General features: G+C 66.7%; 17 protein-coding genes and 1 tRNA gene. 11 read left to right on the top strand and 7 right to left on the bottom strand.

Features of this window, described 5'->3' with window-relative positions:
• Window positions 1-11: 11 nt before the first annotated feature.
• From hrpA to Q9R31_RS00815, 3 genes are all read right to left on the bottom strand, one after another.
• A complete protein-coding gene (gene hrpA / locus Q9R31_RS00825) occupies window positions 12-3,998 on the bottom strand; it encodes an ATP-dependent RNA helicase HrpA (RefSeq protein ID WP_311260877.1) in 3,987 nt (1,328 codons plus the stop codon).
• An 80-nt stretch (window positions 3,999-4,078) separates the two neighbouring features.
• Complete coding sequence (locus Q9R31_RS00820; RefSeq protein WP_311260876.1) at window positions 4,079-4,417, bottom strand: protealysin inhibitor emfourin; 339 nt, start codon at window positions 4,415-4,417, stop codon at window positions 4,079-4,081.
• A 59-nt stretch (window positions 4,418-4,476) separates the two neighbouring features.
• The gene (locus tag Q9R31_RS00815) at window positions 4,477-5,529 is read right to left on the bottom strand and encodes a M4 family metallopeptidase (protein WP_311260875.1); all 1,053 of its coding nucleotides are present in this window, start codon (window positions 5,527-5,529) and stop codon (window positions 4,477-4,479) included.
• A 125-nt stretch (window positions 5,530-5,654) separates the two neighbouring features.
• Here Q9R31_RS00815 and Q9R31_RS00810 point away from each other — a divergent pair, with 125 nt between their 5' ends.
• A complete protein-coding gene (locus Q9R31_RS00810; protein ID WP_311260874.1) occupies window positions 5,655-6,605 on the top strand; it encodes a cation transporter in 951 nt (316 codons plus the stop codon).
• A gap of 84 nt (window positions 6,606-6,689) precedes the next feature.
• On the opposite strand, the gene Q9R31_RS00805 is transcribed toward Q9R31_RS00810, so the two are convergent.
• The 4 genes from Q9R31_RS00805 to Q9R31_RS00790 form a co-directional block, all read right to left on the bottom strand.
• Window positions 6,690-6,762 (bottom strand) — tRNA-Arg (locus tag Q9R31_RS00805).
• A gap of 110 nt (window positions 6,763-6,872) precedes the next feature.
• Window positions 6,873-8,441: an oxidoreductase gene (locus Q9R31_RS00800; RefSeq protein WP_311260873.1), complete on the bottom strand. Its 1,569-nt coding sequence runs from the start codon at window positions 8,439-8,441 to the stop codon at window positions 6,873-6,875.
• Window positions 8,438-9,310 carry an FAD:protein FMN transferase gene (locus Q9R31_RS00795; RefSeq protein ID WP_311260872.1) on the bottom strand — a complete coding sequence of 291 codons (873 nt, stop codon included), beginning with the start codon at window positions 9,308-9,310 and terminating at the stop codon, window positions 8,438-8,440. Before Q9R31_RS00795 ends, Q9R31_RS00800 begins: the two co-directional genes overlap by 4 nt.
• Window positions 9,311-9,313: 3 nt before the next feature.
• Window positions 9,314-9,805 carry a hypothetical protein gene (locus tag Q9R31_RS00790; protein ID WP_311260871.1) on the bottom strand — a complete coding sequence of 164 codons (492 nt, stop codon included), beginning with the start codon at window positions 9,803-9,805 and terminating at the stop codon, window positions 9,314-9,316.
• Between the two features lie 217 nt (window positions 9,806-10,022).
• Here Q9R31_RS00790 and argS point away from each other — a divergent pair, with 217 nt between their 5' ends.
• From argS to Q9R31_RS00740, 10 genes are all read left to right on the top strand, one after another.
• Window positions 10,023-11,672, top strand: coding sequence for an arginine--tRNA ligase (gene argS / locus Q9R31_RS00785; RefSeq protein WP_311260870.1), 1,650 nt, complete (start codon window positions 10,023-10,025; stop codon window positions 11,670-11,672).
• 5 nt (window positions 11,673-11,677) lie between these two features.
• Complete coding sequence (gene lysA / locus Q9R31_RS00780) at window positions 11,678-13,150, top strand: diaminopimelate decarboxylase (RefSeq protein ID WP_311260869.1); 1,473 nt, start codon at window positions 11,678-11,680, stop codon at window positions 13,148-13,150.
• Entirely contained in the window at window positions 13,151-14,467 is a 1,317-nt protein-coding gene (locus Q9R31_RS00775) for a homoserine dehydrogenase (RefSeq protein WP_311260868.1), read from the top strand. It begins immediately after the preceding gene.
• A complete protein-coding gene (gene thrC / locus Q9R31_RS00770; protein WP_311260867.1) occupies window positions 14,468-15,574 on the top strand; it encodes a threonine synthase in 1,107 nt (368 codons plus the stop codon).
• Between the two features lie 2 nt (window positions 15,575-15,576).
• Window positions 15,577-16,551 carry a homoserine kinase gene (gene thrB / locus Q9R31_RS00765; RefSeq protein WP_311260866.1) on the top strand — a complete coding sequence of 325 codons (975 nt, stop codon included), beginning with the start codon at window positions 15,577-15,579 and terminating at the stop codon, window positions 16,549-16,551.
• A gap of 293 nt (window positions 16,552-16,844) precedes the next feature.
• Window positions 16,845-18,986, top strand: coding sequence for a transcription termination factor Rho (rho, locus tag Q9R31_RS00760; RefSeq protein WP_311260865.1), 2,142 nt, complete (start codon window positions 16,845-16,847; stop codon window positions 18,984-18,986).
• 252 nt (window positions 18,987-19,238) lie between these two features.
• On the top strand, window positions 19,239-20,312 hold the full coding sequence (gene prfA / locus Q9R31_RS00755; RefSeq protein ID WP_311260864.1) for a peptide chain release factor 1: 1,074 nt from the start codon (window positions 19,239-19,241) through the stop codon (window positions 20,310-20,312).
• A 13-nt stretch (window positions 20,313-20,325) separates the two neighbouring features.
• Complete coding sequence (gene prmC, locus Q9R31_RS00750; RefSeq protein ID WP_311260863.1) at window positions 20,326-21,225, top strand: peptide chain release factor N(5)-glutamine methyltransferase; 900 nt, start codon at window positions 20,326-20,328, stop codon at window positions 21,223-21,225.
• On the top strand, window positions 21,222-22,016 hold the full coding sequence (locus Q9R31_RS00745; protein ID WP_311260862.1) for an L-threonylcarbamoyladenylate synthase: 795 nt from the start codon (window positions 21,222-21,224) through the stop codon (window positions 22,014-22,016). The genes prmC and Q9R31_RS00745 overlap by 4 nt, the downstream gene beginning before the upstream one ends.
• A gap of 1 nt (window position 22,017) precedes the next feature.
• The gene (locus tag Q9R31_RS00740) at window positions 22,018-22,929 is read left to right on the top strand and encodes a glycosyltransferase (RefSeq protein WP_311260861.1); all 912 of its coding nucleotides are present in this window, start codon (window positions 22,018-22,020) and stop codon (window positions 22,927-22,929) included.
• Window positions 22,930-22,934: the final 5 nt, after the last annotated feature.

The following is a 22,934-nucleotide window of genomic DNA, read 5'->3' as shown; positions in this document are numbered from 1 at the left end:
GCCGGCCGCCGCTATGCGGGGGCCAGCGCTTTGTTGAGCACGGTGCGGATCCGCTTCTCGGATACCGAATAGGCCGTGCCGAGCTCGACGGCGAACAGGCTCACCCTAAGCTCCTCGATCATCCAGCGCACCTGGGTTAACTCGCGTCCTGCACGGCGTCCCGGCAGGAGTGCCGAGACCGCATCGTCATAGTCGTCCTCAAGCCTCTGGATCACAGCCATGTTGAGGGCGTCGCGCTGGACGTTGCCGGGCAGGCGTTCAAGCCGTTTCTCGATGGCCGCCAGGTACCTGGGCAGCTGGCTGAGCTGTGCGTAGCCCGTGCGTGCCACAAAACCCGGATACACCAGCTGTTCCAACTGGCTCTTAATGTCGTTCAGCGCGCTGATCAGGGCCAGGCTGGTAGTGCCCTTGAGCTGCTTTTCGATCCGGCGGGTGCTGGCCAGGATGCGCTCCACGATGGCGGTGACTGTGAAGACAGTGTCGATCAGCTCGGCGCGAACCTGCTCATAGAGCCCGTCAAAGGCCTTCCGGTCCCACGGAAGGTCTGCGGGCGTGAGCTTGTCGATGGCGGCCAGGGCGCAGTCGGCGATCAGGGCGGACACCGACCCGTGCGGGTTCTGGCTGAAGGTGAGCTTTTCCGTGTTGCTCAAGTGCTCCAGGACGTAGCGGTCCGGCGCCGGTACCCGCAGGGCCAGCAGGCGGATCACACCGCCGCGCATCGCGTCGAGCTGTTCATCCTGGGTTTGGAAGACCTGCAGCGACACCGAGGTGCCCTGGTCCACCAGACCCGGGTAGCCGGTAACGGTGTGGCCTTTGACCATGCTGCTCACCTGGCGCTCGATGGTGCCGAAGCTCCATTCCGTCAGGCCTTCCTGCTCCACGAACCCGCCCGCGGCGGAGGCTCCCGGCACCCCGGCCGCCTGCTGCCGGGAGGGTGCTCCGGCGTCGGGCGCCTTGCCGTTCCCGCGCTGCGCCTTGCCGTTCCCGCGCTGCGCCGTGGCGCCGGCGCCGGGCGCAGCGGATGCCGGGGTGGCGCCGAGCGATTCGGCAATGGCACGCCGGGTGGCGGGAGCCAGCCTCTCCTGGAGTTCCGCCAGGTCCTTTCCCTCGCCGAGGACCTTGCCCTTGCTGTCCACCACCTTGAAACTCACGCGCAGGTGCGGAGGCACGGCTGCCCAGTTCCAGGAACCGGGCGGGATGATGGCACCGCGGATACGCCGCAGCGCGAGCTCCAGCGACGGTTCCAGCTCATCCCTGGCCGGATCGAAGTCCGATTCCAGGACGGCGACAGCCTGCCGGGCAACATCGGGGGCAGGAACGAAATTCTTCCGGACCTGCTTGGGCAGCGACTTGATCAGCGCCGTCACCAACTCCACGCGCTGGCCCGGGATCAGCCAGCGGAACGGGGCATCATCCAGCTGGTTGAGGAACAGGACCGGGACTTCGGCGGTGACGCCGTCGGACGGATCGGGCGGCGAGCCCGGAGCCACGGGGTGGAATTCGTACGTCAGGGGAAGCTCGAAGCCCTTGTGCAGCCAGGTCTTGGGGTAGGCCGATTCATCCAGGTCGTCGGCGTCGTCGCTGAGGAGCAGCGATTTGTCGTAGTCGAGGAGGTCGGGGTTCTCCCGGCGGGCATCCTTCCACCATTTGTCGAAGTGCCGTTCGGACACCACGTCGGGGCCGATCCTGGCGTCGTAGAACTCGAACAGCGTCTCGTCGTCCACCAGCAGGTCGCGGCGGCGCATCCGTGCCTCGAGCTCCTCCACCTCCTGCAGGAGCGCACGGTTGCGGTGGAAGAACTTGTGGTGGGTCTTCCAGTCGCCTTCCACCAGCGCGTGGCGGATGAACAGTTCCCGGGCCACCACCGGGTCCACCCTTCCATAGTTGATCCGCCGTTGGGCGATGATGGGGACGCCGTAGAGGGTGACCTTTTCGTAGGCCATGACGGCACCCTGCCGCGTGGACCAGTGCGGTTCACTGTAGCTGCGCTTCACCAGGTCCGGCGCCACTTGTTCAGCCCACAGGGGATCGAATCTCGCGGCCACCCTCGCCCACAGCCGGCTGGTTTCCACCAGTTCCGCTGCCATGACGAACGTGGGGGACTTCTTGAACAAGGCGGAGCCCGGGAAGATCGCGAACCGGCTGCCGCGGGCGCCGGCATATTCGCGCTTGCGCTCGTCCAGGATCCCGATGTGGCTCAGCAGGCCGGAGAGCAGGCTGATGTGGATCCCCTCATGGTTGCCCACAGGATCGGCCAGGCGCTTGTTGTCCAGGGAGATCCCCAGCGGCCGGGCGAGCTGGCGGAGCTGGGCAAACAGATCCTGCCATTCCCTGACGCGCAGGTAATTGATGAACTCCGCCCGGCACAACCGGCGGAAGGCCGACGACGACAGCTCCTGCTGTTTCTCCTGCAGGTAGTTCCAGAGGTTGAGGTAGCCGGTGAAGTCCGAGTTCTCGTCCCGGAAGCGGTTGTGCTTTTCGGCGGCCAGCTGCTGCTTGTCGGTGGGGCGTTCACGTGGGTCCTGGATGGTCAGGGCCGCCGCCAGGACCATGACTTCGCGGACGCAGCCCCGTTTGCCGGCCTCCACAATCATCCTGCCCAGACGGGGATCGACGGGCAGCTGGGCGAGTTTCTGTCCGACGGCGGTCAACCCGCCGCCTGCACCGGGCCTGCCATCCTTGCCTTGGGGCCGTGGGGGAGCCAGGGCGCCGAGCTCTCGAAGGAGGGTGACGCCGTCGTTGATGGCCCGTGTTTCCGGCGGCTCGACGAAGGGGAATTCTTCAACATCCTTGGGGCCTTTTGCCACGCCCATGGCGGTCATCTGGAGGATGACGGCGGCGAGGTTGGTGCGGAGGATTTCCGGATCCGTGAACCGGGGCCGGGATTCGAAGTCCTCCTCGGAGTACAGGCGGATGGCGATGCCGTCAGAGACGCGGCCGCAGCGCCCGGAGCGCTGGTTGGCTGATGCCTGCGAGACGCGTTCGATGGGCAGGCGCTGGACCTTGGTGCGGTGCGAATACCGGGAAATGCGCGCGGTACCGGTGTCAATGACGTACTTGATGCCGGGCACCGTCAGGGACGTCTCCGCCACGTTCGTGGCCAGCACAATCCGGCGCCTGCTGCCCGGGTGGAACACTTTGTGCTGCTCCTGCAGGCTCAGGCGCGCGAACAGGGGGAGGATCTCGGTGTTGGCCAACCTGCGGTTGGACTGTATGCGGGCCTGCAATGCGTCTGCGGCGTCACGGATTTCGCGCTCGCCGGAGAAGAAGACCAGAATGTCACCGGGCGCCTCCGCTGCGAGCTCGTCCACGGCATCGCAGACGGCGTCCAGGGGGTCGCGGTCCTCCTCGAGTTCATCATCCGAGGCCTCATCATCGTCGGCCTTCGGCTGGGACAGGGGCCGGTAGCGGATCTCCACGGGATACGTCCGGCCCGAGACCTCGATGATCGGGGCGGGGTTTTCCGGCGTGCCGAAGTGGTTGGCAAACCGTTCGGGATCGATAGTGGCCGAGGTGATGATGACTTTCAGGTCCGGCCGCTGCGGCAGGATCCGCTTGAGGTACCCCAGGATGAAGTCGATGTTGAGGCTTCGTTCGTGTGCCTCGTCAATGATGATGGTGCTGTATTTGCGCAGCAGTTTATCCCGCTGGATTTCGGCGAGCAGGATGCCGTCGGTCATCAGCTTGACCTTGGTTGCCTTGCTCACCTCGCCGGTGAAACGGACCTGGAAGCCCACCTTCTGGCCGATGTCCACGCCCAGTTCCTCCGCGATGCGCTCGGCCACCGTCCGCGCTGCCAGCCGCCGGGGCTGGGTGTGCCCGATCAGGCCCTTTTCGCCCAGGCCAAGTTCCAGGCACATTTTGGGGATCTGGGTGGTCTTTCCGGAGCCGGTCTCACCGGCGATGATGGTCACCTGGTTGGCGGCGATCGCGGCCATCAGGTCCTCGCGGCGCTCGGAAACCGGCAGCTCGGCGGGATAGGAGATATGAAAAGTCATGGCTGCAGACAGTCTACTGCCGTACAGAACAGCCCTTCATTCGATCCCCGGCTGCAGGCTCCCTCCGGCGGAACACGCCTTCAGGCGGGACCGCCTCCATCCGCCCGGGGCCGGGTTCCGCCCGCAGATTCTTCGGCGGCCGCCCGGGCGGTATCAACCAGGACGCGCCAGGGGCCGGTGACGGCCTGTTCCGGCAGGGCGGCCCGGCGCTGCCCTGCCGAGATGGAGTAGATGAAGCGGTCCGGCTGCGGTGCCTCGAAAGCCGCAGCGGCTGCCCGCGGCGTGCTGGGAACGGCATCCCACGGGCAGGCCTCGACAAGGGGCTGCCACTGGCTAAGGTCGCTGTCTGACCGGGCATCGACCGTCCACACCCGGGTAACCGCCGCGAACCCGCCGCTCCGCTCCACCTTGATCTTCATGGCCTGGCCCCTGGGCTTCCCTGTGGCCCGGCTGCCTGTGAACGGGAAGCCGGGGGTGGTTATACCTTGACCTTTACAGTTTCCCACGCCCCCCGTACGGCGTCATGCTCTTTGGACTCGGAACCGAAAAGGTCCGCGGCGGCGCGTGCCGTGGCGCGCGCAAAGACGGTGAACGTTGCGGCCGGCGGCAATGAACCGTTCGTGAGGGCCTCGTACCAGATGCGGCCGGGCGTTTCCCAGGCACAGCCGCCCAGGGCCTCGGCAACCAGGTAGAACGCGCGGTTGGGGATGCCGGAGTTGATGTGGACGCCGCCATTGTCGGCACTGGTCCGGACGTAGGAGTCCATGGAGTCGGGCTGCGGGTCCTTGCCCAGCACGTCGTCGTCGTATGCCGTGCCGGGCGCTTTCATGGACCGCAGGGCGCGCCCCTGGACCTTGGACGTAAAGAGGCCCTCCCCGATCAGCCAGCTGGCCTCGGCCGCGGTCTGGTTCCTGACATACTGCTCAACGAGCGCGCCGAAGACATCGGACATCGACTCATTCAGGGCACCCGCCTGGTTCCGGTACGCCAGCCCGGCCGAGTACTGGGTGACGCCGTGCGCGAGTTCGTGTCCGATGACGCTGAGGGACTTCGTGAACCGTTCAAAGACGTCGCCGTCGCCATCACCGAAAACCATCTGGGTGCCATTCCAAAAAGCATTGTCGTACAAATTGCCGAAGTGCACCGTGGCATCAAGCTTCATGCCGCGTCCGTCAACCGAATCGCGTCCGAAGGCCTCGGCGTACAGCCGGTGGGTGTGTCCCAGTCCGTCGTAGGCCTCATCGGTGGCGGCATCGCCGGTGGCGCGCCCGCCTTCTTTGCGGACCAGAGTGCCCGGCAGGGTCTCTTCGCTGCCGGCGTCGTAGACGGTGCGGTTCACCGGGCCCGGCTTGACCTGCCGGAGGCCGGGCGGGAGGACCGGGACAGTCTGTGCCCGGGCGGCCTGGAATGATTCGACGTGGTCCAGGGCGTTCCGGGCGGCGCTTGCGGCCGACGAGAACCCTGGCGCGTCCTGCTGCGCCAGGCGGCGCAACAGGTAAGGCGGAACGATGGAACAGAACTGAACGTGCATGGCATACTCCCTCAGCTAGGTGGTTTCAGCTTAAGAGGAGCCACTGACAATCAACGGCAGGCGGCGGCCGGGAATTCGCAGGCCTTCCGCGTGGTGCGGCAGGCCTGCGTGGGTACGGTAGGCGCATGGCTGAAACCGAAAAGCGCAACAAGTCCAGCTCCACCCTGCTGACGGTCATCATCGCCTTCGTGGCCAATGCCCTGGTGGCGGCGGCGAAGTCGGTGGCCGCTGTCCTCACGGGCTCGGCGTCCATGGCGGCGGAGGCTGCCCACTCCTGGGCGGATACGGGAAACCAGGTGTTCCTGTTCTTCGCCGAGCGCCGTTCTGCCCGGCCCAGGGACAAGAGCCATCCCATGGGCTACGGCCGGGAAGCCTATGTTTGGTCGATGTTCGCCGCGTTCGGACTCTTTACCGCCGGCGCGGTGGTGTCCATCATGCATGGCGTCCAGCAGATTATTGAGCCCGAGCCGGCGGCGGATTTCGCTGTGGCCTACGTGGTCCTGGCCGTGGCGTTCGTCTTCGAAGGAATCTCCTTCGTCCAGGCGTTCCGGCAGACCAGGAAGGCCGCCCACGAGCTGGACCGGCACACCCTCGAGCAGGTACTCATCAGCTCGGATCCCACCCTGCGCGCCGTCTTCGCCGAGGATGCTGCCGCGTTGATCGGCCTTGTCGTGGCATTCGTGGGCGTGTTCCTTGGCCAGGTCACCGGATCGCCGCTGCCGGATGCGATCGGCTCGATCGCCGTCGGCGTGCTGCTGGCCGTCGTCGCCGTCGTCCTGATCGACCGGAACCGGCGCTTCCTGGTAGGCCAGGGCGTCACCCCTGACATCGAACGGTCCATGGCCCGGCGGGTGCTGGAGCACCGGGACATCGCCCGGCTCACCTACCTGCACCTGGAATTCGTTGGTCCCCGCAAGCTGTATCTCGTCGCGGCCGTGGACCTTCAGGGGGACCACCCCGAACACGAGGTGGCGGTCACCCTCCGCCGGATCGAGAGTGAGCTGGAAGACCACGAAACCGTCGAGGAAGCCGTGCTGACCCTGGCCACGCTGGACGAGGCCGCCCTGCACTTCTGATCCTGCGGCGTGCGCAGTGCGGCCGGATAAGGCTGGAAAACGAAAGAACCCCCACCGCTTCACTGAAGCGGCGGGGGTTTTCTGTGCCCTCGGTAGGATTCGAACCTACGGCCTTCTGCTCCGGAGGCAGACGCTCTATCCCCTGAGCTACGAGGGCAATCCGGATTTCCTGCCGTTCCCGGCGGGACGTCCTAGAGCTTAGCAGGAAGGTGGCCTGCAAGGGAAAACCGGCACCAGGACCAGCGGAGGACAGGCACTGAACCAGCCTTAGTAGCCGGAGAATGAGTCTGTCCGGACCCGGCGGGCACCGGCGCTCTTCGCCGCCCGGCGCAGGGATGCGACGCTTGCCGGTGACCCCGAGACATAGACCTCGCGGGCGGCGATGTCCGGCACGAGCGCCGCAAGGGTTTCCCCGTCCAGCCGGTTTCCGACCAGCCGGTCCCCGGGGCCGGGGTTTGCGGCAGCGGACGCCAGGCCGGACGGCGGCCGTGACCCGTCCGCCACCCACACCAGCACCCGGATGCCGGAGTCCCGGAGTTCTTCCGCATAGGCCACTTCATCTGCGCTCCTGGCCAGGAGCAGGAGTATGGCGTCCCGGTCCCGCAGGCCTCCGGAGGACAGGTGCGAAACGAAGGGCGTAATGCCGATGCCCGCTGCGATGAGCAGCACCGGACGGCGCGGATCGCGCGGCAGCAGGAAGTCGCCGCCCACCGCCGTTGCTGCCATTTCGTCGCCCGGCCGCAGGGCCAGGAGCGCCTCCTTCGCCCCGGACAAGGGGCCGGCGGTCCGCACGGCGAACTTCACCAGGCGCTCACCGGGCGAACCCGTCAGACTGAACACCCGGCGTCGGCCCTTGCCATCCGGCCTGGCCTGCGGCAGGTCCACTTCCATGTACTGGCCCGGAAGGAATCGCACCGGCCGGGCTGGTTCGAACGAGAACTCGGTGGTGGCGGGCGTCAGCTGCCGGGTCCCGGCCAGCCGGAGCTTTACGGCCCCGCGCTGGCCTGCCAGGAAGGCCAGCAGGTTGCCTGCCAGCAGGGCAGCCTCGGGCGAGTTGGCGAATAGGCCAAGGTTCCAGGGGACGGCAAAGAGCACCCCCACCACGGCGGCCAGTGCCAGCTGTTGCCGGCGGCGGGGCGGCAGTGTCAGGGGCTCGGTCAGCATGAACCCGACGAAGAAGAGGACCGGCCGCTGCGCCAGGGCCTGATAGATGCCCATGTCCGTCGTCATGCCCGAGCGCAGCAGTTCAAGGGTGATGACTGCGGTGGCCACCAGCGTGAACACCGATGCCATCAGCACTTTGCGGGTCCGGTACAGGACCAGCAGCACGCCCGGCACCAGCAGCCACAGCATGGCAGGAGTCGCCGCCCACCAGGTGGCGATGTTCAGCCCCGTAAGCCCGGTGGCAAAGGCGCCGGCGGCAGCGGGATTGAAGATATGCCTGCCGCGCCACGCCAGCGCGTATTTGGATGCGGATGCCAGGACACACGCCAGTGCCACCCCGGCCAGGTCCATCGGCTGCAGGGACGGCCAGAACAGGAAGTAAAGCAGCAGCCCCGTGATAAGGGACGACTCTGTGTGGGGGCTCACCCGGAAAAGTGCTCCCAACGCCCGGTTGGCTGCGTAGGTCAAGCCCAGGCACAGGACGAGGTGGGCCAGCATTTCCGGAATGCCGAACGTCAGCCAGCCCAGGACGTTGAGCAGGAGGCTGTAGGCGGCCAGGACCGCCAGGACCACCAGGACCACCCGGTACATGGTGAACCTGCCCACGGCCGTCCCCATTCGGCCGGCCAGGGACGGGGCCGGGCGGGCGTGCGGTGTTTCCACTGGGCTCATGAGAACAGCGTCCCTTCGAATTCGGCGGAGTAGGCTGCGCTGCCGTCGGAAAAGACGGTCAGCCAGGAAAAATCAAAGGTGTCCTGGAGCGTGGCGCCGGGAACAAAGAAGAGGGCAGTCGCAAGAGCATCGGCCACCATTGCCGTTTCGGCCAGTGTCCAGGTGGCGACGGCGGTCCGCACCGGCTGGCCGGTGGTCCCGTCCAGGACGTGGTGCAGTCCGTCTCCCCAGGCGCGGCGGTTGGCAGCGGACGCACACAGGGCGCGCCCTTCCAGGTGGATCATCCCGATCGCCTGGGCAGGGTTGTAGGGGTGCTCAAGCGCCACGCTGACCGGCCCTGCCCCGCGGGCCAGCAGGTCTCCGCTGGCATCGATGACATACGCATCAATACCGGCCGCCGTCAGTTCCGCGGCCAGCAGATCCACCAACAGGCCCTTGCCGGCCGCGCCGATGTCCAGCAGCACGGGAGCGCTGGCCGTCAGGACTGTTCCGGACCAGGTGAGGACCGATTCCCACTCCGGTGCAGGGAGGGGAGGACCGGCCGGGCGCAGTGAATACGCAGCGTCATACCCCAGGCGCTCCAGGCTGGCGCCAATGAGCGGTGTCATGGCGCCGCCGGTGACCCGGTAGAGCAGGCTGTACAGAGCGCCCAGCGGGGCAGCCTCATCCGGAAACGCATAACGCCCTGGCTCCCGTGCCAGCTCAGCCACCCGTGAGTCGGCCCGGAAACGGGACCAATCGGCGTCGAACCTTTCAACCCTGTCCAAAAGGTGTGCGCAGAGCGGCGGCGGCAATGGCAGGGGTGTGCTGATTTCCCAGCCCGTTCCGATCCCCTGAAACGGGAAGTCCTCCCAGTCCGCGACGGGCACCCCCTACTGCGCCTCCGCCTTGATCTTGTCGACGGCCTGGTTGAAGCCGCCGCTGGTCAACGAGGACCCGGCAACCTTGGAAACGTTCAGTTCATCGATGTTCTTACCCACCACCTGTGCAGCGATGCCACCGGCGAACTGACCCTGGAACTTCCGGGTGTTCGGATTGGAAGGGTGCTGGGTGATCTGCACGTCCGTGACTTTTCCCGCTGCCAACGTCAGTTGCACGCCCACGGTTTCCGTGCCGTTGGGCGACACATAGTTACCGTCCGCGCTGAAGGTGCCGTCTTTGTAACCGCCGCCGCTGCCGGCAAGGGCGGATGAACCCGCAGAAGGAGTGGCCGGGTTTCCCGCAGCGCCCGGGGTGCTGTCCGCCGTGGACGGTGCACAGCCCGCCACGGTTCCTGCCAGGGACAGGCCTGCGATACCGGCGAAAATGCCTTTGCGGAACGCGGCGCCGGATATGGCGGGGCTTTGTTGGATGGAGGGTCTCATGAAGGCTCTCGTTTCACTTTTGGGCTGTACCGTTCACTATTCGGGCAGTGCCGTTCACTTTTGGCAAGTGCCATGCGGCAGTGGTTACGGTGTAGTCAACGCCGGATCCGGGTAAATGGTTCACGGCATGGCCGGAGCCAGGTGTTTTGCATCCAGCCGGAACGGGGCCCGGACCGCCAAATTCTTTGCTGTCACTGGCCCCCGGTAGTCTAGAGGGGTGACTCCCGAAGAACTTTCCCTGGCCATATCCGCCTGCCTCAAGGACGCCGTCGCCGCCGGCGAGATTGCCCTTGCGGCATCAGCAGTTCCCGAGGACGTGCGCGTGGAGCGGCCCAAGAACCGGGACCACGGCGACTGGGCCACCAACATTGCCCTGCAGCTGGCCAAGCAGGCGGGCACGAACCCCCGCGAATTCGCCAGTATCCTCAGCAGCCGGCTGAAGACCATCGACGGCGTCGCCGCCGTCGACATTGCCGGCCCGGGCTTCCTGAACATCACCGTGGACGCCGCAGCAGCCGGCGCCCTGGCAAAGGTCATCGTCGAGGCCGGCAAGGACTACGGCACCAACACGGCGCTCGCCGGGCACACCGTCAACATGGAGTTCGTGTCCGCGAACCCCACCGGGCCGCTGCACATCGGGCACACCCGCTGGGCCGCCCTGGGGGATTCCATCGCCCGCGTGCTGCGCGCTTCCGGCGCGGATGTCACGGCCGAGTACTACATCAACGACGCCGGCTCGCAGATGAACACCTTCGCCACCTCCGTGTACAACCGGCTGCACGGCCTGCCCGTGCCCGACGGCGGCTACCCGGGACAGTACATCGCTGACCTTGGCCACGAAGTGCTCACCGCACACCCGGACATCCGCGAACTCACTGAGGTGGCGGCCCTGCCCGTCATCCGCGCCGCTGCCTACGAAGCGCAGATGAAGGACATCAAAGCCACCCTGGCGGACTTCGGCGTCGAGTTCGACGTCTTCTTCTCCGAGCAGGAACTGCACGACGCCGGCGCCATTGAAAGTGCCGTGGCGCGCCTTCGCGAACAGGGCCACGTGTTCGACGACGGCGGTGCGGTCTGGCTGCGGACCACGGACTTTGGCGACGACAAGGACCGCGTGATGATCCGCGCGAATGGCGAGCCTACCTACTTTGCCGCGGACGCCGCCTACTACCTGTCCAAAAAGGACCGCGGCTTCACCGAGAAGATCTACCTCCTGGGCGCCGACCACCACGGCTACATCAACCGGCTCAAGGCCATCGCTGCCGCCGCCGGCGACGACCCCGAAGTGAACATCGAGGTCCTGATCGGCCAGCTCGTGTCAGTCAACGGAGCCAAGCTTTCCAAGCGCGCCGGCAACATCATTGAGCTCAAGGACCTGATCGACTGGCTCGGCAAGGACGCGGTCCGCTACTCGCTGGCCCGGTTCCCCGCCGATTCGCCGCTGACCCTTGATCCGGAACTGTTGAAGAAGCACAGCAACGAGAACCCCGTGTTCTACGTGCAGTACGCCCACGCCCGCTCGCGCGGCGCCGCACGCAATGCCGTGGATGCGGGCGTGGACCGCTCCGCTTTTGACGCCTCGCTCCTGGACCACGCCACCGAAAACGAGCTGTTGTCCTACCTGGGCAGCTACCCGTCGATCGTGGCCAAGGCGGCAGAGCTGCGCGAACCGCACCGCGTGGCCCGCCACCTGGAGTCGATCGCGGGGGCCTACCACCGCTGGTACGACGCATGCCGTATCGCCCCCATGGGTGACGAAGCCGTGACGGACCTCAACCGCACCCGGCTGTGGCTCAACGACGCCACCAGCCAGGTGCTGGCGAACGGACTTGACCTGCTGGGCGTCTCGGCGCCGGAACGGATGTAGAACCGATGACGCACACAGCAGCACAGGGTTCTCCGCTTGCCCCGGAATGGCTCGCCGTCCCGGCGGACCTCAATGACCTCCAGGAACCGATGTGGGCGCATGACGTGGCGCGCAACGGGGATGGCGAAGTCAGCATTGACGGCATCCCCGTCAGCGAGTTGAAACGGCAGTACGGCACACCGCTTTTCGTGATGAGCGAGAACGACTTCCGCGCCCGGGCCAGGGCATTCAGCGACGCATTCAACGACGCATTCGCCGATGTCTGCGGGGGAGTGGATGTCTACTACGCCGGAAAGTCGTTCCTTTGCACCTCGGTAGTCCGCTGGGTGGAGGAGGAAGGGCTGCGCCTGGATACGGCCTCGGGCGGGGAACTCGCCGTGGCGCACCGCGCCGGAATCCCCGGGGAGGACGTCGCCCTGCACGGCAACAACAAGTCCGACGCCGAGATTCACCGGGCGCTGGACATGGGCCTTGGCCGGATCGTGGTGGACAGCATGGCCGAACTGAAGCGCGTCGGCAGCATTGCCGAGGCCCGCGGTGAACAGGCGAAGGTCATGCTTCGGCTGACCCCCGGCGTCCACGCCCACACGCACGAGTTCATCGCCACCGCCCATGAGGACCAGAAGTTCGGCCTCTCGATGGCGGCCGACACCACTGATGAGGCCGGAATCTCCGCTGCCGAGGAAGCAGTGGCAGCGGCAGCAGCCCATCCCGGCATCGAGCTGCTGGGCCTGCACTGCCACATTGGTTCGCAGATCTTCGAACCCGATGGTTTTGCGCTGGCCGCGGAGAAGCTCCTGCGCTTCCTGGCCGCCGTGCAGGAAAAATACTCCATCACCATGCCCGAACTGGACCTCGGCGGCGGATACGGGATCGCCTACACGCCGGTGGACACCCCCCGCCCCGCAGCAGAGATCGCGACGGCGATGGCCGCCGTCGTGCGTTCCACCTGCGCCGACCTGGGCATCGAGTCGCCGCGCATCTCCATCGAGCCCGGCCGCGCCATCGTGGGCAGCACCACCTTCACCCTCTACGAGGTGGGCACCCTGAAGACGGTCCGCGTGGATGCCCCTGCGGCTTCCGCCGACGGTGACGCGGGCAACAACGTTACGTATCCCCGGCGGTATGTTTCGGTGGACGGCGGGATGAGCGATAACGCCCGGCCGGTGCTGTACGACGCGGATTATTCGGCCGTTCTGGCCTCGCGCACATCCGGCGCGGCTGCGCAACTGTCCCGCGTGGTGGGCAAACATTGCGAGAGCGGCGACATAGTTGTTAGAGATGTATATCTGCCCGAGGACGTGGCAGCCGGTGATCTGCTTGCCGTACCGGGAACCGGCGCCTACTGCTGGGCCCTCTCGAGCAACTACAACTATCTGGCCCGGCCGGGCGTTGTCGCGGTGCGCGACGGATCTGCCCGGCTGATTGTCCGCGGGGAAACCGAAGAAGACCTGCTGAACCGCGACATGGGAGCCTGAATGACGGAAATGCGAACGCTGAATGTAGCCCTGCTGGGCTGTGGCAACGTTGGAGCCCAGGTTGCGCGGATCCTCATCGAAGACGCCGACGCCCTTGCCGCCCGGACCGGTGCCCGCCTGCAGCTCAGCGGCATTGCCGTGCGCAACGTCAACGCCCCGCGCGACGTGGACCTGCCGCAGGAGCTTTTCACCACCGACGCCGACACCCTGGTCAAGGACGCGGACCTGGTGATCGAACTGATGGGCGGCATTGAACCCGCCCGCACGCTGATCCTCTCCGCGCTGCGCAACGGCGCCTGCGTGGTCACGGGCAACAAAGCGCTCCTGGCCCAGGACGGACCCACCCTCTACGAAGAGGCTGACAACGCCCACGTCCAGCTGTCCTACGAAGCCGCCGTGGCCGGAGCCATCCCCATCCTCCGTCCCATCCGCGACAGCCTCTCGGGCGACCGGATTACCCGGGTGCTGGGCATCGTCAACGGCACCACCAACTTCATCCTTGACCAGATGGACACCACTGGCGCCCAGTTCTCCGATGCCCTCGCCGAAGCCCAGCGCCTTGGCTACGCCGAAGCGGACCCCACCGCCGACGTCGAAGGCCACGACGCCGCGGCGAAGGCCGCTATCCTGGCCTCGCTGTCCTTCCACACCCGCTTCGCCCTGGACGACGTGCACTGTGAAGGCATCACGTCCGTCAGCGCAGCCGACATCGCCGCCGCCAAGGATGCAGGCTTCGTCATCAAGCTGCTGGCCATCGCGGAGAAACTGGCCGACGCCAATGGCAAGGAAGGCGTGTCCGTCCGCGTCCACCCCACCCTCCTGCCGCGCGAACACCCGCTCGCGGCTGTCCGCGGTGCATTCAACGCCGTCTTCATCGAGGCCGAAAACGCCGGCGAGCTGATGTTCTACGGCCAGGGAGCCGGCGGCACCCCCACGGCCTCCGCCGTCCTGGGCGACCTCGTCTCGGCCGCCCGACGCCTGGTCCTCGGGGGCCCGGGACGCACCGAGACCACCACGGGCCACGTACCGGCCCTGCCCATCGATGCGGCCACCACCAGCTACTACATCGGCCTCGACGTCGCAGACCAGCCCGGCGTCCTCGCCAGGATCGCCCAGCTGTTCGCCGAGCACGGCGTCTCCATCGAAATCATGCGGCAGACCATCCACCGCGACGCCGAATCCAACGTGGAGTCGGCCGAACTGCGGATCGTCACCCACCGCGCATCAGAGGCTGCCCTTGCAGCCACCGTCGAGGCCGTGAAGGGCCTGGACGTCATCAATTCCGTTACATCCGTTTTGCGGGTAGAAGGAGTCTAAGTGGCTCACCAATGGCGCGGTGTCATCCGCGAATACGCTGACCGTCTGCCCGTGACGGAGTCCACCAGGGTGATCACCCTGGGCGAGGGCGGCACCCCGCTGGTGCACGCGCAGAAGCTCTCCGAACTCACCGGTTCCGAGGTCTACCTGAAAGTGGAGGGGATGAACCCCACCGGGTCCTTCAAGGACCGCGGCATGACCATGGCCATGACCGCCGCAGTGGCCTCCGGCGCCAAAGCCGTCGTGTGCGCTTCCACCGGCAACACCTCCGCTTCCGCCGCAGCGTACGCAACCGCCGCCGGCCTGAAGTGCGCCGTCCTGGTGCCCGAAGGCAAGATCTCCATGGGCAAGCTCAGCCAGGCCATCGCGCACGGCGCCACCCTCCTGCAGGTGGACGGCAACTTCGACAACTGCCTGGACATTGCCCGCAAGCTGGGGGAGTCCTACCCCGTCTTCCTGGTCAACTCCGTCAACCCCGCCCGCATCCAGGGCCAGAAGACCGGTGCCTTCGAAGTGGTGGATGCCCTGGGCGACGCGCCTGACATCCACGTCCTTCCCGTGGGCAACGCCGGCAACATTACGGCGTACTGGAAGGGTTACAAGGAGTACTCCACCCCCTTCGAATCCGACACGGCCGGCACCCTGCCCGCCGTCTCCACCAGGACGCCTGCCATGTGGGGCTTCCAGGCTGCCGGGGCAGCACCCTTCGTCGCGGGCCACCCCATCACCGAGCCGGACACCATCGCCACGGCCATCCGCATCGGCAACCCCGCTTCCTGGGACGGAGCCGTGGGCGCACGTGACGAATCCGGCGGCCTCATCGAAGCCGTCACCGACGAGGAGATCCTGAACGCCCACCGCTGGCTGTCATCCCGTGAAGGCGTGTTCGTGGAGCCCGGCTCCGCCGCCGGTGTGGCCGGCCTGCTCAAGAAACACGCTGCAGGCGAGGTGCCCAGCGGGAAGACCATCGTGATCACGGTTACCGGGCATGGCCTCAAAGACCCCCAGTGGGCCCTGCGCACGGAGGACGGCAGCGATGTCCAGCCCGTCAAGGTTTCGAACGACGTGGTCACCGTTGCCGCTGAGCTGGGACTGGAAGAAAAGTAGCCTTGGACACCACTTCGCAGGCCGCCGTCGGACTGCACCTGATTGAGCCGGGGCAGCGCGTCAGCGTCCGGGTCCCGGCCACCAGCGCCAACCTCGGTCCCGGTTATGACAGCCTTGGGCTCGCCCTGGCCCTGCACGACACCCTCACGGTGGAGAGCCTCGATACGGACGAACTCGTGTTCGAGCTCCGCGGTGAGGGCGCGGACACCCTGCCGCGGGATGCGAGCCACCTGGTGGTCCGGGCCATGGACGCAGCCTTCGAACGGCTGGGTTACCGGCACGGCGGACTGAGGGTGGTTGCTGACAATGTGAACCCGCACGGCCGGGGGCTCGGTTCCTCCGCGTCAGCGGTGGTGGCCGCAGTCTCGGCCGCGAACGCCATGGTGCCGGCCGAAGACCAGCGCGGGAAGGACTGGATCCTCCAGCTCACCAGCGAACTGGAGGGCCATCCGGACAACGTGGCACCGGCCCTGTTCGGCGGCCTGGCGCTGTCATGGCAGGACAGTGAGCAGTACAGCAGCACCAGTGCAACGGTGGCCGGGTCCGTCATTCCCATCGTGGCGGTACCTGACTTCGAACTTTCCACCGAAGCGGCCCGCGCACTGCTGCCGGCATCCGTGGGGCACCACGCTGCCGCCATGAACTCCGGCCGGGCGGCGTTGCTGATCCACGCACTGACGCAGAACCCCGAATTCCTGTTGCCCGGCACTGAGGATTACCTGCACCAGAGTTACCGCGCTGACGCCATGCGGCCCAGTGCCGCGCTGATCGGTGCCCTCCGCAAAGCGGGTTACGCGGCGGTGGTTTCCGGCGCCGGGCCCACCGTTCTGGTGCTCGCAAACGGTGAAGAGCAGGCAGGCAATGCCCTCGCCTTCATCGGGGCATATACGGCGGAGAACACGCCGGACGTCGGCTGGCGCGTGCTGAAGCTCGCAGTGGACGTTGAAGGTGCTAAGGTTGAACTGCACCGGCGGTAATTCCGCCTATCTGATCTGCTCCTGCATTCAGTTGCTATTTGATCTACGACTGTGAATGTATTCCGGTGCCACCTGCTTGGTCTGTCGCAGGAATCTGCAGCATCCAACTGCCCCTGAACCGTCAGCCCGGCGTTGTGCCATGGGCACAGCGCAAGGTGAATCAGTATCCGGCCCTGCTGGCCGAAATCCAACCGGCAAGGCCGAAATCCCGGCTGCAGATCTGAACTGCAGCCCAGATCAAATCATCGCGCCCAGCTCCCAGTCTGGACGCCGTCGAGGGGGAAGGATCCTTCGTGACCGAAACCACTGAGCTGTCGCCAGCTGTGGAACACACAACTTCTGCTGCCGAATCACCGGCCGCAACCGCCAAGAGCAGCGGCCTCGCCGGCCTGAAGCTCGCCCAGCTGCAGGCCCTTGCCAGCCAGCTCGGTATTTCCGGCGGATCCCGCATGCGCAAGGGGGACCTGGTCTCGGCCATTTCCGCCCACCGTGCAGGAACACTCACCGCCAAGGCCCCCGCAAAGGCAACGGAAAAGGCTTCGGAGTCCACCGTGGCCCCGGCCGCAGCTGCACCGGCATCCGCTCCGGAGGCCCCGGCCGCCGAAGCTCCCGCCACGGAAGGCACCCGTGCCCGTGGACGCGGCCGCAGCCGCCGCGCCGTGAGTGACGGGGTGGTTGCCCCGGCAACCGAAGCTCCCGTTGTGGAAACCCCTGCCGCACCTGCCGGCGAAACCGTTGAGGCGCCGTCGGCCGCCCCCGTGGAAACTACGGAAGCAGCCGACGGCGCTTCTGAACGCCGCCAGCCGCGCACCCGCAACCGCCGCCGCAGCGAAGCCGTTGCCGCCTCCGTCCAGGAAGCACCGGCCGAAACTCCGGCAGAACAGCCCGCCGCGGAACAGCGTTCCGGCGAGCAGCGCACCGAAGCCCCCGCAACGGAAACGGGCGACGCCGGCCAGCGCACCGAACGCCGTGACGGCGGCCGTACCCGCGGCCGCGACAACACCTCCCGCGAGTCGGACGGCGGCCGTGACAACAGCGGCAGCCGCGAGGCGGGCCAGCGTGAAGGCAGCCGGGACAACCGCGACACCGATGACAGCGACGGCGGAAGCCGCCGCAACCGCCGGAACCGCCGCGACCGGAACGACCGCAACGACCGCTCCGGCGGCCAGGACCGGGACAACTCCCGCAATGACCGCTTCCGCGACCGGAACGACCGCCGCCGTGGCCGCAACCAGGGCCCGGACGTGGACGACGTCGAAATCACCGAAGACGACGTGCTGCTGCCCGTCGCCGGCATCCTGGATGTCCTGGAGAACTACGCGTTCATCCGCACCTCCGGCTACCTGCCCGGCCCCAACGACGTCTACGTCTCCCTGGCCCAGGTCAAGAAGTACAACCTCCGCAAGGGCGACGCCGTCGTCGGCGCCATCCGTGCACCCCGTGACGGCGAGGACCGCAGCCAGCAGTCCAACCGCCAGAAGTTCAACGCCCTGGTGCGCGTGACGTCCGTCAACGGCAAGACCCCGGAAGAGCTCAAGGACCGCGTAGAGTTCGCCAAACTGGTTCCGCTGTACCCGTCCGAGCGCCTGCGCCTGGAGACCGACCCCAAGAAGATCGGTCCCCGCGTCATCGACCTCGTTGCCCCCATCGGCAAGGGCCAGCGCGGCCTGATCGTCTCCCCGCCCAAGGCCGGCAAGACGCTCATCCTGCAGTCCATCGCCAACGCGATCACCACCAACAACCCTGAGGTCCACCTCATGATGGTGCTGGTTGACGAACGCCCCGAAGAAGTCACGGACATGCAGCGCACCGTCAAGGGTGAGGTCATTGCCTCCACGTTCGACCGTCCCGCCGACGACCACACCACCGTGGCCGAACTCTCCATCGAACGCGCCAAGCGCCTGGTGGAAATGGGCATGGACGTGGTGGTCCTCCTGGACTCCATGACCCGCCTGGGCCGCGCCTACAACCTGGCAGCACCGGCCTCCGGCCGCATCCTGTCCGGTGGTGTGGACTCCGCCGCGCTGTACCCGCCCAAGCGCTTCTTCGGTGCAGCCCGCAACATCGAAAACGGCGGCTCGCTCACCATCCTGGCAACGGCACTCGTAGAGACCGGATCCAAGATGGACGAGGTCATCTTCGAAGAGTTCAAGGGCACCGGCAACATGGAGCTCCGCCTGTCCCGCCAGCTGGCTGACAAGCGCATCTTCCCGGCCGTGGACGTCAACGCCTCCGGCACCCGCCGCGAGGAAAACCTGCTCTCGCCCGAAGAAGTCAAGATCATGTGGAAGCTGCGCCGCGTCCTCTCCGGACTCGAGACCCAGCAGAGCCTTGAACTGCTCACCAACAAGATCCGGGAAACCCAGAGCAACGTCGAGTTCCTCATGCAGGTCCAGAAGACGACGCTTGGTGCGAAGTCGGATAACGACAAGTAGCTGAGTTCGGGGCGGGGTGCGGATTCCTCGCGTGGTTCGCCGCGCGGGTTTTCCGCCCCCGCCCCTTTGTCGTTCGGATTTTGCCGCCCCCGCCCCTCCGCTGGGAGGCTTTCGATCTTCGATCGTCAGCCTCCCAGCTCCGGCAGGCCCGATGCGACTCCCGGGGCGGCAAAATCCGAACGCCATGCCGTTGTCTCACCAGTCGCTCGGCGAAACTAGACTGTTTCCCAGCGCGTCGAAAGGTTTTGAAAGATGTTTGAGTCCGTACAGGGCCTGCTTGATGAGCATGATGCTATCCAGGCGCAGCTGGGGGATCCTGCTGTTTATGCTGACCAGCGGCTTGCCCGGAAGCTGGGGCGGCGGTCGGCTCAGCTCAATGGCATTGTGGAGGCCTACCACAAGTGGGAGGGCATCCGGGATGACCTTGCTGCTGCCAAGGAAATGGCTGACGAGGATCCCGAGTTCGCGGCTGAGGTGCCTGAACTTGAAGCTGCACTCGAAACTGCCGCGGCCAGACTCCGGCGCCTGCTGATTCCCCGCGATCCTGACGACGCCCGCAACGTGATCCTTGAAGTCAAGGGCGGTGAAGGCGGCGACGAGGCTGCCCTGTTCGCCGGCGACCTGCTGCGCATGTACACCCGGTACGCTGAGTCGCGCGGCTGGAAGACCGAAATCATCTCCGCCACCGAATCCGACCTTGGCGGGTACAAGGACGTCCAGGTGGCCGTCAAGGGCAACTCCAACGACCCCGCCGAGGGCGTCTACGCCCGGCTCAAATTCGAAGGCGGCGTGCACCGCGTCCAGCGCGTCCCCGTCACCGAATCCCAGGGCCGCATCCACACGTCCGCCGCCGGCGTGCTGGTCCTGCCGGAAGTCGACGAGCCCGAAGAGCTCGAAATCAACCAGAACGACCTGAAGATCGACGTATACCGGTCCTCCGGCCCCGGTGGCCAGTCCGTCAACACTACGGACTCGGCCGTCCGCATCACGCACCTTCCCACGGGCATCGTGGTGGCCATGCAGAACGAGAAATCACAGCTGCAGAACCGTGAGGCCGGCATGCGCGTCCTGCGGGCACGCATCCTGGCACACCAACAGGAGCAGATCGACGCCGAGAACTCCGCGCAGCGCAAGTCGCAGATCCGCACCATGGACCGCTCGGAACGCATCCGGACCTACAACTACCCGGAAAACCGGATCGCGGACCACCGCACCGGGTACAAGGCCTACAACCTGGACCAGGTCATGAACGGGGACCTGGAACCGGTCATCCAGTCCGCCATCGAGATGGATGAGCAGGCGCGGCTGGACGCCATCGGCGACTGACCGGGAACCTCGCATGACTGAGCCCACCCAAGCGGCGCCTGCCCAGTCCCTGGCTGCGGCGGTCCGTGAAGCGGCGGCCGTCCTGGCCGAGGCCGGCGTCCCCAGTCCGCGCGCAGACGCGGAGCTGCTCGCGGACCATCTCCTCAATGTCGGGCTGGGCCGCCTCCGCTCCCTGATGCTGGGCGACACGCCGGCGCCCAGGGGATACGCCGAGCTTGTCGCCGAACGTGCCCGCCGCATCCCGCTGCAGCACATCACCGGGACAGCGCACTTCCGCTACCTTGAACTTGCCGTGGGACCCGGCGTGTTCATCCCGCGCCCGGAGACCGAGTCCGTGGTCCAGCTGGCCATCGACCACGTCAAGGGCATGCCCCACCCGCGCATCGTGGACCTGGGAACCGGCTCCGGGGCCATCGCGGGCTCCCTCGCGCACGAAGTGCCCGGCGCGGAGGTGCATGCCGTCGAATTCAGCCCGTTCGCCCACGCCTGGGCTGCGAGAAACCTCGCCCCGCTGGGCGTCCACCTTGTCCTGGGGGACCTGCGGGATGCCTTTCCGGAACTCAACGGGACGGTCGACGTCGTGGTTTCCAACCCGCCGTACATCCCGGCCGAAGCCATTCCCAACGAACCCGAAGTAGCCCTGCACGACCCGCCGGAGGCTTTGTACGGCGGGGGAGCGGACGGCATGGAACTTCCGACGGCGGCGGCCGCCTCCGCTGCCCGGCTGCTGCGTCCCGGGGGCTACTTCGTCATGGAACACGCGGAAGTCCAGTCCGCCTGGATTGCCGCCATGCTTGCCAGGACCGGATCCTGGACAGCCATCACGACGCACCTGGACCTCAACGGCAAAGAGCGCGCCACCAGCGCCCTGCTCGCGGACCAGGCCACACGGAATGAAAGAATGGGCCAGTGACCACAACTTATGACTGCACGATTGACGACGAGCGGGCACGGGGCCTGGAACATGCCCAGCGTGCCATCAGCGAAAAGAAGTGCGTCGTGCTCCCCACAGACACGGTTTACGGCATCGGCGCGGATGCGTTCTCACCGCAGGCTGTCACCATGCTGCTGGTATCCAAGGGGCGCAGCCGCACCATGCCCCCGCCGGTCCTGATTCCGCGCATCAACGCACTGGACGGCCTGGCCACCGAGGTCTCAGCCGAGGCCCGCAAGCTGGCAGAGGCCTTCTGGCCGGGCGGCCTGACCCTGATCCTGCACGCGCAGCCGTCGCTGGACTGGGACCTCGGCGAAACCAAGGGAACGGTGGCGCTCCGGATGCCCGCCGACGAGGTTGCGCTGGAACTGCTGACCCTGACCGGACCGCTTGCCGTTTCCTCCGCCAACCGCACCGGCCAGGCTCCGGCCCAGACGGCTGCAGCGGCGCGGGAACAGCTGGCGGACTCGGTCGAGGTGTACCTGGAGGGCGGGCCGCGCCCGTTGGAGGGTGAAGCCGGCGTGCCGTCCACCATCGTGGACGCCACAGGCCCCATCCTTCGCGTGGTTCGGAACGGAGCGGTGAGCCTGGACCGGTTGCGTGAGCACGTCCCGGGCGTCCTGGGCCTGGGCGAGATTCCCATGGCTGAGGAGGAGGGCGAAGCACCCGGCGCATCGGCGGTCCCGGAGCCGGAAGCATCCGTCGGCGGCAGCAGTGCCGTCAGCACCACCGACAACCCTGCCACCACCGACAATCATGCCGGGAACTGACATGCAGCCGAAAGTCGCCGTCGCGGCCGTAACCTTTGACCGCCACGAGGAGCTTGCCCTGCTCCTTAAGGGCCTGGCCGAGCAGACCGCGCCGATCCATTCGATTGCCCTGGTGGACTCCGGCACCGTCCCGGCCCACGACGTCGTTACTGCCGGGGGAGCGCAGAACATCAACTACCTGCGCTCCGAAGCGAACCTTGGTGGCGCGGGCGGCTTCGCGTACGCCATCCTCGCAGCCATGGCCAGCGGCGCCGAGTGGATCTGGATGATGGACGACGATGGCCATCCGGAAGACGCCAGCTGCCTGGCCGAGCTCCTTCGCACCGCAGAGGAGCACCAGCTGGACATCATCAGCCCACTGGTGGCCGCCACGGCGGACCCCAACCGGCTGTCCTTCAACTTCCGCATCAACGGGCTGCTCACCAACGACCGGTCACGGCTGGCTCCGATGGGCTACCTTCCTGACATGGTGCACTTCTTCAACGGCGCACTGATCCGGACCGAGGTTTTCTACCGCATCGGTATCCCCGACGTGAAGTTCTTTATCCGCGGCGACGAAGTGGACTTCCTGTCGCGCGTGAAAAAGGCGGGGCTCAAGTACGGCACGCTCGCCACGGTCGCCGTGCAGCACCCGGCTACCTGGACGGAGATGAAACCGGTGTTCGGCGGGTTCATTACCCCCGTCATCCCGGAGGGCGAGTTCAAGCGCTACTGCTATTTCCGCAACCGCGGCTACCTGACCCGCAAGTACCGGAACCTGCGGTGGTTCAGCGCGGACATCGTCGGCTTCCCCTATTACTTCCTGAAGACCGGTGACATCAAGGGCCTGACGCACTGGTTCAGGGCGTATACCACCGGCTTCCGCGGCAAGGGCTTCGGCTCGCCCGCGGAACTGATGTCCGCCAACAGCTAAGCCGC

It is taken from the genome of Pseudarthrobacter sp. BRE9, from assembly GCF_031844305.1.
Lineage (GTDB): Bacteria > Actinomycetota > Actinomycetes > Actinomycetales > Micrococcaceae > Arthrobacter.
This window is presented reverse-complemented; position numbering and strand designations above follow the sequence as displayed.